This window comes from Sphingomonas sp. GV3, assembly GCF_031082075.1.
Taxonomy (GTDB): domain Bacteria; phylum Pseudomonadota; class Alphaproteobacteria; order Sphingomonadales; family Sphingomonadaceae; genus Sphingomonas; species Sphingomonas beigongshangi.
The window spans coordinates 2,717,789-2,732,829 of the sequence record NZ_JARWLE010000001.1; the positions used below are offsets into that span (position 1 = coordinate 2,717,789).

11 protein-coding genes are annotated in these 15,041 nt (G+C 69.1%); 3 read left to right on the forward strand and 8 right to left on the reverse strand.

What is annotated here, in order from left to right; genetic code table 11:
• Nucleotides 1-2: 2 nt before the first annotated feature.
• Both RF701_RS13040 and RF701_RS13045 read left to right on the forward strand, forming a co-directional pair.
• A complete protein-coding gene (locus RF701_RS13040; RefSeq protein WP_203308873.1) occupies nucleotides 3-1,796 on the forward strand; it encodes an IlvD/Edd family dehydratase in 1,794 nt (597 codons plus the stop codon).
• Between the two features lie 155 nt (nucleotides 1,797-1,951).
• Nucleotides 1,952-5,179 (forward strand): glycoside hydrolase family 2 TIM barrel-domain containing protein, encoded by a 3,228-nt coding sequence (locus RF701_RS13045; RefSeq protein WP_308815197.1) that lies wholly within the window; start codon nucleotides 1,952-1,954, stop codon nucleotides 5,177-5,179.
• A gap of 103 nt (nucleotides 5,180-5,282) precedes the next feature.
• On the opposite strand, the gene RF701_RS13050 is transcribed toward RF701_RS13045, so the two are convergent.
• The 5 genes from RF701_RS13050 to RF701_RS13070 form a co-directional block, all read right to left on the reverse strand.
• On the reverse strand, nucleotides 5,283-6,224 hold the full coding sequence (locus RF701_RS13050) for a Gfo/Idh/MocA family oxidoreductase (protein ID WP_308815198.1): 942 nt from the start codon (nucleotides 6,222-6,224) through the stop codon (nucleotides 5,283-5,285).
• Complete coding sequence (araD1, locus tag RF701_RS13055; RefSeq protein ID WP_308815199.1) at nucleotides 6,221-7,216, reverse strand: AraD1 family protein; 996 nt, start codon at nucleotides 7,214-7,216, stop codon at nucleotides 6,221-6,223. Before araD1 ends, RF701_RS13050 begins: the two co-directional genes overlap by 4 nt.
• The gene (locus RF701_RS13060; RefSeq protein ID WP_210357827.1) at nucleotides 7,213-7,851 is read right to left on the reverse strand and encodes a 2-dehydro-3-deoxy-6-phosphogalactonate aldolase; all 639 of its coding nucleotides are present in this window, start codon (nucleotides 7,849-7,851) and stop codon (nucleotides 7,213-7,215) included. The genes araD1 and RF701_RS13060 overlap by 4 nt, the downstream gene beginning before the upstream one ends.
• Nucleotides 7,851-8,720: a 2-dehydro-3-deoxygalactonokinase gene (locus RF701_RS13065; protein WP_308815200.1), complete on the reverse strand. Its 870-nt coding sequence runs from the start codon at nucleotides 8,718-8,720 to the stop codon at nucleotides 7,851-7,853. Before RF701_RS13065 ends, RF701_RS13060 begins: the two co-directional genes overlap by 1 nt.
• Before the next feature lie 102 nt (nucleotides 8,721-8,822).
• Nucleotides 8,823-10,358: an aldehyde dehydrogenase (NADP(+)) gene (locus tag RF701_RS13070; RefSeq protein WP_308815201.1), complete on the reverse strand. Its 1,536-nt coding sequence runs from the start codon at nucleotides 10,356-10,358 to the stop codon at nucleotides 8,823-8,825.
• Between the two features lie 104 nt (nucleotides 10,359-10,462).
• On the opposite strand from RF701_RS13070, the gene RF701_RS13075 reads away from it, so the two are divergent.
• On the forward strand, nucleotides 10,463-11,332 hold the full coding sequence (locus RF701_RS13075; protein ID WP_308815202.1) for an SMP-30/gluconolactonase/LRE family protein: 870 nt from the start codon (nucleotides 10,463-10,465) through the stop codon (nucleotides 11,330-11,332).
• Nucleotides 11,333-11,373: 41 nt separating this feature from the next.
• Here RF701_RS13075 and RF701_RS13080 read toward each other — a convergent pair whose 3' ends face one another.
• From RF701_RS13080 to RF701_RS13090, 3 genes are read right to left on the reverse strand one after another with little or no spacing between them, the layout of a single operon-like run.
• Nucleotides 11,374-12,624: an arsenic transporter gene (locus RF701_RS13080; protein ID WP_210357143.1), complete on the reverse strand. Its 1,251-nt coding sequence runs from the start codon at nucleotides 12,622-12,624 to the stop codon at nucleotides 11,374-11,376.
• Nucleotides 12,621-13,742: a metallophosphoesterase gene (locus tag RF701_RS13085; protein ID WP_308815203.1), complete on the reverse strand. Its 1,122-nt coding sequence runs from the start codon at nucleotides 13,740-13,742 to the stop codon at nucleotides 12,621-12,623. Before RF701_RS13085 ends, RF701_RS13080 begins: the two co-directional genes overlap by 4 nt.
• Entirely contained in the window at nucleotides 13,739-15,034 is a 1,296-nt protein-coding gene (locus tag RF701_RS13090; protein WP_246847987.1) for an MFS transporter, read from the reverse strand. Before RF701_RS13090 ends, RF701_RS13085 begins: the two co-directional genes overlap by 4 nt.
• Nucleotides 15,035-15,041 lie beyond the last annotated feature (7 nt).

Here is a 15,041-nt window from a genome sequence, read left to right on the forward strand (position 1 = left end):
AGATGGGCGACGCCCCGAAGCAACTGCGCAGTCGCGCCTGGTTCGACAATCCGGCGAACATCGACATGACGGCGCTCTATCTGGAGCGGTATCTCAATTTCGGCCTCAGCCTGGAGGAACTGCGCTCCGGCAAGCCGATCATCGGCATCGCGCAGACGGGCAGCGACCTGTCGCCATGCAACCGGCACCATCTGGTGCTGGCGGAGCGGGTGCGGGAGGGTATCCGCGAGGCCGGCGGCATCGCGATCGAATTTCCGGTCCACCCGATCCAGGAGACCGGCAAGCGCCCGACCGCGGGCCTCGATCGCAACCTCGCCTATCTGGGCATCGTCGAGGTGCTGTACGGCTATCCGCTCGACGGCGTCGTGCTGACGATCGGTTGCGACAAGACCACGCCGGCCTGTCTGATGGCGGCGGCGACGGTGAACATCCCGGCGATCGCGCTGTCGGTCGGGCCGATGCTGAACGGCTGGCACAAGGGCGAGCGGACGGGCTCCGGCACGATCGTCTGGAAGGCGCGTCAGATGCTCGCCGCCGGCGAGATCGACGACGCGGAATTCATCCGCCTCGTCGCCTCCTCGGCGCCGTCGACCGGCTATTGCAACACCATGGGTACGGCGACGACGATGAACAGCCTCGCGGAGGCGCTGGGCATGTCGTTGCCGGGGTCGGCTGCGATCCCGGCCCCCTATCGCGACCGCCAGGAAGTGGCGTGGCGCACGGGCAAGCGCATCGTCGACATGGTGCACGAGGACCTGAAGCCGTCCGACATCCTGACGAAGCAGGCCTTCCACAACGCGATCCGGGTCAACTCGGCGATCGGCGGGTCGACCAACGCGCCGATCCATCTGGCCGCGCTGGCGCGCCACGTCGGCGTCGACCTGCCGCTGACCGACTGGCAGGAGCAGGGACACGACGTGCCGCTGCTCGTCAACCTGCAGCCGGCGGGCGAATATCTGGGCGAGGATTACTATCGGGCCGGCGGGGTGCCCGCGGTGGTCAGCCAGTTGATGGCGCAGGGGCTGATCCACGAGGACGCGATCACGGCCAACGGACGCACGATGGGCGACAATTGCCGCGACGCGCGGATCGAGGACGAAGCGGTGATCCGCCCGTTCGACCGGCCGTTGAAGGAGCGGGCGGGCTTCATCGTCCTGTCGGGCAATCTGTTCGACGCCGCGATCATGAAGACCAGCGTGATCTCCGAGGAATTCCGGACGCGCTACCTGTCCAACCCGGATGATCCGGGTGCGTTCGAGGGCCCGGCGGTGGTGTTCGACGGCCCGGAGGATTACCATCACCGCATCGACGATCCCGCGCTCGGCATCACGCCGCAGACGCTGATGTTCATGCGCGGCGCCGGCCCCGTCGGCTATCCGGGTGCGGCGGAGGTCGTCAACATGCGTCCGCCCGCCTATCTGATCACCGAAGGCGTTCATGCGCTGCCGTGTGTCGGCGATGGCCGCCAGTCCGGCACCAGCGGCAGCCCGTCGATCCTCAATGCCTCGCCCGAGGCGGCGGCGATGGGCGGCCTCGCGCTGCTTCGTACAGGCGACCGCGTCAGGATCGACCTCAACAAGGGCTCGGTCGACGTGCTGATCCCGGACGAGGAACTCGCCGAACGCCGTGCGGCGCTCGAGGCGGCGGGCGGCTATCCCTATCCGGCGTCGCAAACGCCTTGGCAGGAAATCCAGCGGTCCGTCGTCGGTCAGATGAACACGGGCGCGATCCTGGAAGGCGCGGAGAAGTATCAGCGCATCGCGCAGACCATGGGGCTACCGCGCGACAATCATTGACCGCCGCTCCCGACGGCGAGGCAAAAGGGGGCGTTCCGCCAATCTGGCGGGGCGCCCCTTTCCTCTCCGGGCCGTCGGCGGGTTGATCGGGCCCCGAGATCGTCTATTGTCAGACATAGGGCCTGCTCCAGGCCTGGCAATCGGGGAGGGCGGCTATGCGGGCACTGATCCTGGCGGGGGCAGGGATGATCGGCCTGGCCACGGGCATCGCGCAGGCGCAGGACGACGTACCGCGGGTACAGCCGGTGCAGATCGACCCGAGCCGACCTGCTTGGGAAAACCCGGCGATCAATTATGTCGGGAAGCTGCCCGCCCGGGCCACCGGCTTCCCCTTCGAGAGCCGCGAAAGGGCGATCGCGGCCGACATGGCGCGATCCGACCGCTTCATATCCTTGAACGGCACATGGAAATTCGCGCTGTCGCCCGATGCGGACCGGACTCCGACCGGGTTCGAACAGCCAGCCTATGACGTCACGGGCTGGAAGACGATCAAGGTCCCGGCCGACTGGCAGGCCGAAGGGTTCGACCAGCCGCGCTACAACAATATCACCTATCCGTTTCCTGCGAACCGGCCGCTCATTCCGCACGCGGCCAATCCGGTCGGATCGTACCGACGCGACATCGACCTGCCGGCCAGCTGGTCGGGCAGTGACGTCCTGCTGCATATCGGCGCTGCCGGATCGGCCTATGACATATGGGTAAACGGCCGGAAGGTCGGCTATTCGGAGGACTCGAAGCTGCCGAGTGAGTTCGACGTCACGCGCTTCGTCCATCCGGGCCGCAACGTCATCGCCATCCAGATCCACCGCTGGTCGGACGGAAGCTATCTGGAGGATCAGGATTTCTGGCGGGTGTCGGGTATCGAGCGCGACGTCTATCTGATCGCCGCGCCCCGGACGCGGATCCGCGACGTCTTCGTGCATGCGGGCCTCGTCAATGGATATCGCGACGGGTCGCTCGCGCTCGACCTGGCGGTGACGCCGGGCGCGGCGACGTCGGCGCGCTACGTGCTGACGGATGGCGCGCGCGTGGTCGCGCAGGGGCGGCAACCGGTCGCTGCGGGCGCGGCCGAACGGACGCTGACGCTGACCGGGCTGGTTGCGAACGTGAAGCCCTGGACCGCCGAGACACCCGACCTCTACACGCTGCTGGTCGAACTATACGACAGCAAGGGCGCGCTGGTGCAGTCGACGCCGCTGCGGATCGGATTTCGCACCGTCGCGATCATCGACGGGCGCGTCACCGTCAACGGCAAGCCGATCACGATCCGAGGCGCCAATCGCCACGAGCATGATCCGCAGACGTTCCATGTGGTCAGCCGCGAACTGATGGAGCGCGACGTCCGGCTGATGAAGCGGAACAACGTCAATGCGATCCGAACGTCGCACTATCCGAACGACCCGTATCTCTACGAACTCGCCGATCGTTACGGCCTCTATGTGATGGACGAGGCGAACGTCGAGAGTCACGCCTACATGGACTATGCGAACAGGCATCCCGACGATCGCGCGCGCTATCAGATCGGCTTCGACCCCGCGTGGAAGGATGCGCACGTCAGCCGCGTCGTCAACATGGTGGAACGCGACAAGAATCACCCGTCGATCATCTTCTGGTCGCTGGGCAACGAAGCCGGCATCGGCCCCAATTTCGAAGCGGCGGCGGCGGCGGCCAGGGTACGCGATCCGTCGCGGCTGATCAGCTATCTCGGCTGGGGGACCTGGGACGGGGTGCACGACCACCGGCCCAACTGGTTCGCCGACATCTACGCGCCGATGTACGATCCTGCGGTCAAGATGGCGGATTATGCAACGAACTGGACGTTCAAGCAGCCGATGATCCAGTGCGAATATGCGCACATGATGGGCCAGTCCGGTGGCGACCTGAAGGAATATTGGGATACGATCTATGCCCATCCGGACAAGCTGCAGGGCGGCTTCGTCTGGGACTGGGTCGATCAGTCCATGTACCGCTACACCAAGGATGGACGGCGCTATTGGGGCGACGGGGGCGAATATGGGCCGAACCCGGGCGGGGACATAGAATTCGGCGATGGCCTGTTGCAGTCGGATCGCACGCCCAACCCGCAACTGTACGAATTGCGCAAGGTCTACGCACCCGTGCAGTTCGACGGCTTCGACCCGGTGCACGGCCGCGTCACCGTGCGCAACCGCCATGATTTCCGCGACCTGTCGGGCTTCACCTTCGACTGGGCATTGGAAGAGAATGGCGTGCCGGTCGCCAAGGGCGAGCTGCCGCCGCTCACCACGCCGGCACGCGCCGCCGAGTCGATCGCGCTGCCACTCGCGGGCCATGCGTTGGCCCCGGGCGCGGAATATTTCGTGACGGTCAACGTACGCGCCAGGGAGGGCGCGGTGCCGGGGGTCGCCGGGGGGACGCTGGTCGGGTTCGAGCAGTTCGCCATACCCGGCATGGCCAGCGAGCGGCTCGTCATGCCGAGCGGCATGGTTGCCGTCACGGAGCGGGACGGTGCCTTCGTGATGGCCAGCCGGGGTGCCGAACTGCAGATCGATCGTACGACCGGCCTGATCCGCCGCTACGCGCTCGACGGACGTCCGCTGGTGACCGGAGGACAACCGCATTTCTGGCGTGCGGTGACCGACAACGACATCGGCATCGGCGTCGACCGGAAGCTGGCCGTATGGAAGGCGATGAGCGAGACGCGCACCGTGCGCGCGATCCGCGCGGCGGGCGATACGGTGACCGTCACCTACGCATTGGGCGACGGAGCGGCGACCTTTACCACCAGCTACCGCATGGCCGTCGACGGCAGCGTGGCCGTCAGCGGGCAATTGCTCCCGGGCAGGTCGGATCTGCCGCCCCCGTTCCGCGTCGGTCTCGCCTTCGCCATGCCGACCGACTTCGAGACGGTGGAATGGTACGGGCGCGGACCGCACGAAAGCTATGTCGACCGCAAGGCCAGCGCACCAATCGGGTTATGGCGCGGCCGGATCGCCGATCAGAACCACGACTTCATCCGGCCGCAGGAGACCGGCAACAAGGTCGACGTCCGCTGGATGGAAGTGTCGCGTGCTGCGGGCGCCGGCGCCATGGGGCTGCGCGTCGAGGGCGATGCGCCCCTGATGATGAACGCGCTCGCCTTCCCCTATGCCGATCTCGACCGTCACGCGCCGGGTAGCTGGAAGTCGACCGATATCGTGCCGCACGGTCAGGTCACGTTGCTCGTCGACGCGACGCAATGGGGCGTCGGCGGCGACACGCAGTGGAGCGCGGTCGGCGAGCCGCTGCCCCGCTATCGCACCAGCGCCGAGCCCACCCGCATTGTCTTTCGGCTGACGCCGTTCGCGGGAATGGGCACGACGCCCGACAAGGCGCGCGCTGCCAGCGCGACGGGCGAGGAGTGATGCGTCTCTTCCTGGTACGGACGGCGTAGCGCCGCGCGTTCGCTCGATCGGGCGATCCGTGCCAGGAGGGAAGGGCGCGTCGTCGCGCCGTTCCCTCGCGGGATCATTCGAAGAAGGGGTCGACGCTGACGTGGCGCCCGCGCAGGAACGCATCGGCGACATGGCGCAGGGGCGCGACATCGACGTCGGAAACGCCCGCCGCGACGATCTCCGCGAAGCGCGCATAGAGGCCGGGATATTCGCCATGCAGCGCGTCTTCCGCTACCGGGATCTCGCCGCCCCCAATCGACAGTTCCGATCCGCCCTTGGCGAGCGTCAGCGTGCCGGACTCGGTCTCGACGACGATGTCCCAGCTCTGCGGTCCTTCCTGGCGGAAATCGAGATCCATCGCGATCGGCACATCGGCGGTGTCGCGAAAGGCGATCCTTGCCGCGATCGGTGCCGCGCAATTCGACGGTACGTCGAGTTCCGCCTCCTCGACGAAGAACGGCCGCGGCAGGATATGCGTCGCGATCGACAGCGCGTTGATGCCGGGGTCGAAGACGCCGAAGCCGCCCGGCTGCCATATCCATGCCTGTCCGGGATGCCAGACGCGCACGTCCTCGCGCCAGGTGATCGTCACCCCGCGCAGCGTCTTGCCGGCGAGCCATGCCCGCGCAGGTTCGACGCCGGGCGCATAGCGTGAATGCCAACTGGCGAAGAGGCTGATGCCCCTGGCCTCCGCAGCAAGGCGCAGCGACTCCACCTCCGCCAGCGTCGCGCCGGGCGGCTTTTCCAGGAAGACGTGCCAGCCCTGCGCGATCGCCGTCTCGGCAATGGCGCGGCGGACCTGCGGCGGCGTGCACAGCGCGACCGCATCGACCGAAACGTCGCTGGCGGCGAGCGCGTGGATGTCGGGAAAGAAGGGCAGGTCGCCTTCGGGGCCGCCATGGCGGCTGACCGTCGCGACGAGTTCGAAGTGCGGATCGGCGGCGATCGCGGGCAGATGCTGGTCGCGCGCGATCTTGCCCATGCCGACGAGTGCGAGGCGGATCGGCCCGCTCACAGCGCGCGCACCGCGACCGGCGCGTCCCCGGCGACCGCCAGCGGATTGCGCAGCGGCAGCGTGAATGGCGCGGCCTCGATTTCGAAGACGTCACCCGGCTGCGTCCGGACCTGATCGGAAAAGGACAGGGTGGCGGTGCCGAAGAAGTGCACGTGGACATCCCCCGGGCGGCGGAAGCCGGCATATTTGAAGTGGTGATGCTCCAGATTGGCGAGCGTATGGGACATGTTGTCCTCGCCCGTCAGGAACGGCTTCTCCCACACTGTCTGGCCGTCGCGGAGGATTCGGCTGGTGCCGCGGATGTCGCGGGGCACGTCGCCGATCAGCAACTCGGCGCCCAGCGCCGCCTGGCGCAGCTTCGAATGCGCGAGCCACAGATAATTGTGCCGCTCGGTAACATGGTCGCTGAATTCGTTGGCGAGCGCGACGCCGAGACGGAATGGCGTGCCGTCATCCCCGATCAGGTATATGCCTGCGAGTTCCGGTTCCTCGCCGCCGTCCTGTGCGAAGGAAGGCGACGTCAGCGGCTGGCCGGGGCCGACCAGCGCCAGACCATCGCCCTTGTAGAACCATTCCGGCTGCTGGCCGACCGTGCCGGCGGCGGGCTTGCCGCCCTCGACGCCCTCGAGGAACATGCGCATCGAATCGGTCGGCGTGTCGCTGGACGCCGCCGCCTTGTGCATCGCGTCGCGCCCCTCGGCGGAACCGAGGTGGGTGAGCCCGGTCCCGGCGAGCGTCAGCCGCGCCGTGTCGTCATGGTCGATCGCGGGAAGCAGGCGGCCGTCGGCAAGCGCCGCATCGAGGTCGATGCGATCACCGGTCGCCCTCGCACGCGCGGCCTCGAGAAGCGTAACGCCGTCCGCGATCGCGGCGCGGGCGAGGGCCCGCGTGCTGTCGACACCGTCGAGGAAGCGGCTGCCGTCGGCGTCCGACAGGATGACCCGACGACGGCCGTCGGCGCCGCGATGCTGGAGGAGGCGGGTAGAGGTCATGCCGGATCCTTGATGGCGGAAACGAAACGCGCGGCATCCGCCGCGACATCGGCGGCGGCCTTGCCGCTGCGGTAGAGGTTGGAGCCGAGCCCGAATCCGTCGGCGCCGGCGGCGCGCCAGGCCGGGATCGTCTCTGGTGAGACGCCGCCGACGGCGAGAACGGCGATGTCGCGGGGCAGCACCGCGCGCTGCGCCTTGAGCATTGCGGGGCTCGCGCCCTCTGCGGGGAAGAGTTTCAGCGCGGTTGCGCCCGCCGCCAGCGCCGCGAAGGCCTCGCTCGGCGTGAAGTAGCCGGGCAGCGAGATCAGCCCGCGCGCGGCGCTGGCACGGATCACGATCGGATCGGTATTGGGAGAGACGATCAACGCCCCACCGGCGGCCGCGACATCGGCGACCGCGCCTTCGGTCAGTACCGTCCCCGCGCCGACCAGCGCGCGCCCGGACAGCCGGTCGGCGAGCAGCCGGATGCTGTCGAGGGGGCGCGGCGAGTTGAGCGGCACCTCGATCAGCGTGATGCCCGCCTCCACCAGCGCATCGCCGATCGCGGGCGCTTCCTCGGGAGTCAGGCCGCGCAGGATCGCGACGAGGGGGCAGGCGGCGAAGGCTGCCCGGTAACGATCGGCGAGGTCGGTCATCATATCCGCTTCCAAAGAGCATGGGCACCGGCGGCGAAGGCAGCGTGGCTGTCGATCGTTACCGTCGTGCCGCCGCAGAGGCGGATCGCGGCGGCATAGAGATCGGCGAGCGCGCCGGTCGCCAGCAGTTGCACGGTAGCGCCGGACACATCGCCGCGCGCGCCGACATCCGCGCCGATCAGCACGCCGCTGGCGAAGGCGGCGGCGTCCTCCCCCGCGAGCGTTCCCAGCAAAACGCTGGCGCGGACCTCGAACAGGGCGGTCGCGAGATCGCACGCCTCTGCGCCCCGGGCGATACCGGCGCGAAAGGCTTCGCCATCGGCAACCGCACCGTCGAGCATGCCTGCGAGGACACCGTGTCCCTTCAGCAGCGCGAAGAGTTCGCCCGTCATCGCGGTCGCGAAATCGGCGATCTGGCCGCCCCGCATGCTGATCCACTTGTTGTGCGTGCCGGGCTGCGCGAGCAGGGCGTCGGCGGGAACGAGGCGGGCAGCGACCGCACCGAGCGCCTGGATCTCTTCTCCGCGCATGACATCGCTGCGCGGTCCAATCAGCGCGACACCCGGGACGATCGCCACCTCGCCGTCGAGCCGCAGGCATGCCGCGGCGAGCGCATCCAGGTCCGTCGGAGCGGGGACATAGGGGACATCGTGCCAGCCGCGCGTCGAGCCGACCATTCCGACCGCGATCACCGGCAGGGCGCCCCAGCGGCTGCGGAACGCGGCGATATCCCGCCGATAGCCGTCGGGCGCCATCGCCAGCACGCCGCGATCGTCGCGGATCGAATCGCGGATCGCACCGTCCGCGCCCAGCAGATAGGCGCGGCGGTTGGTCGTTCCCCAGTCGATCGCGATACAGGCGTCGCTCACCGGCGCAGTTGCTCCTCTCTCTATTTGTTAGACAATATCTTCTGCTTGGCTGCCGGGTCAACCCGTTGCGTCCCCCTCCGGCGTGGGGAGGGGGACAAATGCTTATTCCGCCTTGCCGTCGACGAGCCTGGGCCCCCCGGCGCCGTCGCGCAGTTCGGGCGGCAGCAGGTCTGCGGGCAGGTCCTGGTAGCAGACGGGGCGGAGATAGCGGTCGATCGCCAGCGTTCCGACCGAGGTGGTGCGGCCATCCGACGTTGCAGGGAACGGGCCGCCATGCACCATCGCATGCGCGACTTCGACACCCGTCGGCCAGCCGTTGGCGAGGATGCGGCCGGCCTTTCGCTCCAGGATCGGGATCAAGGGCGCGGCGGCGGCGCGATCCTCAGCGTCCATGTGCAAGGTCGCGGTGAGCTGCCCCTCGACCGTCGCGAGCACCTTGGCGAGCGCCGCCATGTCCGCGCAACGGACGAGCAACGATGAGGCACCGAACACTTCGTGCCCCATCGACTCGTCGGCGAGAAACGCATCCGACGTGGTCGAGAAGAAGCGCGCCGTTTCGCGCGCGACGCCGTCGCCGGTGCGGCCGGCACCGAGTTCGTCGACCTGCGGATTGGCGGCGAGCGCAGCGGTGCCATGCGCGAACGCCTGGCGGATGCCGCCGGTCAGCATCGGCTGCGGGTCGTGTGCGGCCAGCGCCTCCTGCGCCGCGGCGACGAAGGCGTCGAGACCGGGCCCCTCCACCGCGAGCAGCAGCCCCGGATTGGTGCAGAACTGCCCGGCGCCCATCGTCAGTGATCCGACGAAAGCGGTGCCGAGCGCGGCGCCGCGATCGGCGAGCGCATGCGGCATCAGCAACACCGGGTTGATGCTCGACATCTCCGCATAGACGGGAATCGGCACGTCGCGGCTCTGCGCGATGCGGACGAGCGCCAGGCCGCCGGCACGCGAACCGGTGAAACCGACCGCCGCGATGCGCGGGTCCGCCACCAGCGCCGCGCCGAGATCGTTGGCGGGTCCGCGCACGTGGCCGAACACGCCGTCGGGCATGCTGGTGCGCTTGGCCGCCGCGCGGATGGCGTCGGCGACCATCGCGTCGGTGCCGGGGTGAGCGGGATGACCCTTCACCACGACCGGGCACCCTGCCGCCAGGGCGCTCGCGGTGTCGCCGCCGGCGGTGGAGAAGGCGAGGGGGAAGTTGGATGCGCCGAACACCGCCACCGGGCCGACGGGGATCATGCGGAGACGAAGGTCCGGGCGCGGCAACGGCTGCCGATCGGGCTGCGCGGGATCGACCCGCACACCGCGCCAGCGGCCCGCGCGTACCACCTCCGCGAACAGCTTGAGCTGGCCGACGGTACGGCCACGCTCGCCGGTCAGGCGTGCGAGCGGGAGGCCGCTTTCCTTTGCGGCGCGATCGAGCAAGGCGTCGCCGAGCGCCATGATCTCCTCCGCGATCGCTTCCAGGAACGCGGCGCGCGCCTCCGCATCGGTGGCACGATAGGCATCGAAGGCCGCGTCCGCCGCGGCGCAGGCCGCATCGACGTCGGCGAGCGTGCTCACCGCATAGGCGGGTTCGAGCGGCTGGCCGGTTGCGGCCTCGACACCGCGGAAGCTCTGCTGGGGGTCGGCTTCACTCACGACGGTCTCCACTTCTGTCTGACTTATTTGATGTTATAGGAGCGTCTATAGGAAGGCACCCGGCGAACCACAACAACGTCGGGTCGGTGAGAGAGGAAGTTTCGATGAGCGAAGTGCGCACCGTGTGGCGGGGACATGCGACGCTGGGCGAGGGCCCGGTATGGGATGCGCGGCGCGGCTGTCTGTGGTTCGTCGATATCAAGCAGCAGCGTGTCTACCGCCTCATCGAGGGGCGCGACGCCGACCATTGGGACGCACCCGCCCAGGTTGGATGGGTGCTTCCCGCGGCCGACGGCCGTCTGCTCGCCGGGCTGCAGACCGGGATCGCGTGCTTCGATCCTGCGGACGGCAGCTTCTCGCCGCTTCACGATCCCGAGCCCGATCTGCCCGGCAATCGCCTGAACGATGCGACCGTCGCGTCGGACGGCATCGTCTGGTTCGGGACGATGGACGACGGCGAGGCGCAGGTGACCGGCCGCGTCCATCGGTTCGACGGCGCGCGCGTCACCACCACCGCCATTCCCGCGGTAGCGATCACCAATGGTCCTGGCGTGAGCCCGGACGGCCGTACCCTCTACCACGTCGATACGCTCGGCGGGATCATCCATGCCGTGCCGATCGAGCCGGACGGCTCAACCGGCAGTCCCCGCGAATTCGCGCGCATCGATCCGGCGCACGGCTGGCCCGACGGCGTGTCGGTCGACTCGGCAGGCAACGTCTGGCTCGGGCTTTGGGGTGGCTGGGCGGCACGCTGCTATGCGCCCGACGGCAGCCTGCGCACCGAGGTGCGCATGCCCGCGGCCAACATCACCAAGGTCGCGCTCGGCGGTCCCGACCTGATGACCGCCTATGCGACCAGCGCGAGCAAGGGGCTGAGCGAGGCCGAGCGCGCAACGCAGCCGGAGGCCGGCAACGTTTTTGCGTTCCGTGTCGACATACCGGGGCAGGCGCAGGTCCTGGCGCGGCTGGGTTGACCCTGCGGTCGGGCTGGAAGCGACCGGGACGGCCGCCCGCCTCAGCCGAGTGCCAGTCGCACCCCCAGCGCCGCGACGAGCGCGAGCGGCATCGCGACCGCGCCGACGCGGAGGAAACGCCAGAACCCGACGTCCTCGCCCTCCCGCCGGATCGCCTGCAGCCACAGGATCGTCGCCAGCGACCCCGTCACGGACAGGTTCGGCCCCAGGTCGACACCGATCAGCAGCGCGTCGACGATCAGGCGCGGCGGGTGCGCCTGCGCGACCGCGGTGCTTGCGATCAGGCCGGCCGGCAGGTTGTTCATCAGGTTCGACGCGAAGGCGAGGATCGCACCCGCCCAGGCTGCCCCCTCGACCGGATGCGCACTGGCGTCGCGCAGCATCTGCGCGACGCGACCGATGACGCCGGTACGATCGAGCGCCTCGACCAGCACGAACAACCCTGCGACGAGCGGCAGCACGCCCCATGACACGTCCCGAGCCAGCGCCAGCGGCGACCGTCGCGCGATGACGGATACGAACAATGCGGTGGCGATGCCCGCGAGCGCCGTGGGCAGGCCGAGTTCGATGTCGAGAGCGGAAACCGCCAGCAGCAGCACCGCCGTCGCGATGATTCCGGCCAGCGCGGCCTTGCCCTCGCGGCTCAGCGTCGGCGATTCGACGTCGCAGGCACACGCGCCCTGCAGCCGCGACCGCTCGACGAGCCGCAGCACCAGATAGGTCACGCCGATCGACGCGAGCGACGGCAGCGCGAACGAGGCGAGCCACTGGCCGAGCGGTGGCATCTGCCCGCCGTACAGCACGAGATTGGCGGGGTTGGAGATCGGCAGGACGAAGCTGGCCGCATTGGCGATCAGCGCGCAGGCGAGCAGCAGCGGCAACGGATTGGCCTCCGCCCGGCGCGCCACCGCGAAGACCGCGGGCGTCAGGACGACCGCGGTCGCGTCGTTCGACATGAACGTGGTGACGACGACACCGGTCAGATAGACGAGCGTGAAGAGCCGCGGCGTCGAGCCGCCCGCCCGATTGACGGCCAGCGCCGCGATCCAGTCGAAGACGCCATGCATGCGCGCGGCCTCGCTCAGCAGCATCATGCCGGTCAGGAAGAGATAGACGTCGAGCCCCTTGGCGACCGCGCCGCCCGCCGCCGCCACGGGGACGAGGCCGGTGACGACGAGCAGCGCGGCGCCGCCGACCGCCCAGATCCATTCCGGCCAGCGCATCGGCCGCACGATCACGCCGGCGGTGGCAAGGCCCGCGACCCCCCAGGTCGCACCCGTGGCCAGGATCACGGCTTTCCCCCGTTCCGGTTGGGGCCGAGCTGGAACCCGTCGATCCCCGCCACCGGCCATGCGCCGATGCTGTGGCAGCTATGGCCGGGGGAGACCAGCCCATAGCGCTTCGGCGTCTGGTCGGCGGGGCGGACGAGCAGGTCGATCCTGTCCTCGACCCCGCCCGCCCGCACGCAGATCGCGTGGCGCCCCGCGGGAAGGACGATGCGGGCGCGCCAGCACCCGTCGTCACCGCGCGCCATCACCATGGATGCGCCGTCGTCGACCGTCAGCAGCGCCGGGGTCGCGACATCCCCGAAGACGCGCGCCACGATCTCGACCGCGCCGGGGCGAGCGACCTGGGCCGGATCGTGCGGTCGCGTCACCAACCGCAGGTCGCAGGGCGACACGATCTGCACGTGCGGCCAGGGCGCGCCCAGGCGGCGGAAGCGCCAGCTGGGCACGCGATCGTGGACGGCGACGATCGTATAGCCGGGCGCCCCGCCGTCCTCTTCGATCTGGCCCGTCGAGCGCGTCGCGCCATAGATCACGGCACCATCGTTGAGCAGTTCGTTGTAGTGCGTGTGGCCGGTATCGACGAAGGCGACCCCCGCCGCGGCGAAGGTGCGTGCGATTTCATCACCGTCCGCGGCGAGGTCACAGGGGAAGGCGTGCATGAAGACCAGCGGGACCTGTCCCAGCGCCGCTGCCGTCGCCAGTTCTTCGCGCAGCCGGTTGCGATGATGCATGGTCAGGCGGAAGTCCGGGCCGCCATGTCCCGCCGACACGATGTCGAGATAGATGCAGCGGTGCGTGCCGATCGTCTCGCCCTCGGGTCGGTTCTCTTCGGGGATGGCGGCTTCGTAGGCGCGCAGGTCGCCGGGTTCATAGTCATGGTCGCCGGGGATGATGCGCCACGGCAGACCGGCGGGTAGTCCGCCCAGGGTCTCGCACATCGCGGCATAGTCCGATGCCTCGCCGTGATTGGCATTGTCGCCGGGGAGGAAGACGAGATCAACCTCCCCCGCCAGATTGTCCGCAACTTCGGCGACGATGTCCGCAAGCCGCTCAAGGTTCTCCGGCGCGGCGGACTCCAGGTGCAGGTCGCCGATATGCACCCAGGCGATCGACCCGCTCATCGCGCGGCATCCTTGCGGGTGCCGGCGCAGGCGGGACGCAACGTCGCCGCAAAACCGATCCACAGCGCCAGGCTGACCAGTGCGAAGCTGCCGAGGATGAAGAAGGCCGCCTTGTAGCCTAGCAACTGCGCGAGCCACCCGCCGATCGCGGGCGACAGGCTGGCGCCGACGCCTTGGATCGTCATCACGGCGCCCTGGCCGACGTTGACGCGCCCCGTGCCGTTCAGCAGGCAGGCGACGAGGCCCGGCACCGCAACGCTCTGTAACCCCGCACCGATGCCGTCGAGCGCCTGGACCGGCCAGACCCCCCAATGTTCGATGAAGCTGCCCGCGAGCAGGCCGCGCACGGGCAGGGCGGCAAAGGAGATCAGCATCACCAGCCAATAGCCGCGACCAGCCGCCATCTTCATGGCGATCAGGCTGGTCACGATCATCACCGCTTGCGCGACGACGACGGTGGTGGCGGTGAAGGTCGCGGCATTGCCCTTGCCCGCGCCCACCACGGCGAGGCCGTAGAGCGGCAGCATCGCGCCGTTGCCGAGGTGGAAACAGGCAAGAGCGGCGGCGAGGATCAGCATCGGCTTGTTCGAGAGCAGGGTCTTGAACCCCTCCGCCTTGCCGTCGGCGGCGTCGTCCCCGTCGCCGTCGCCGTCCTCGTCCTTCTCGAGCCCGCGCGCCGCCTTGTGGTCGATGGCGCGTTCGGGAATCAGGAGTACCGACGTGATCGCGAGCACGCCGAAGGCGGCGGCGAGGTAGAAGATCGCCGGCATGCCGAACTTCCAGCCGAGATAGCCCGACAGGCCAGCGCCCACCATGTTGCCGGCGTGGTTCCACGCCTGGTTGCGGCCGTTCTGCGCGTTGAATCCCTTTTGTCGCACGATGCCCAGCGTCATGCCCGTCACCGCCGGCCCGATCGCCGCGCCTGCGATCGCGGTGGCGACCTGGCTGACGGTGACGACGATTCCCGATTGCGACCACAGGATCAGGAATGAGGCGAGCACGGTGCAGATGCCGGTGATCACCACCACCCAGCGTTTGCGCTCGGTATGATCGATGAACGCGCCGGCGGGGACCGTCATGATCATGCCGGCGACGCCACCTGCCGTCATGACCGTGCCGATCGGTCCGGTCTGCCAGCCGCGCTGCTGGAGGAAGACGCCCAGGAACGGGCCGATACCCGCCTGCATGTCGGCCATGAAGAAGTTGAGCGCCTGCAGGAAGCCGCGCGCACGGCGTGTTTCATCGCGATCCGGCGCGGCGCCGGACCGGTCCATCGGAAGCGTCGTCGCCATCGGTCAC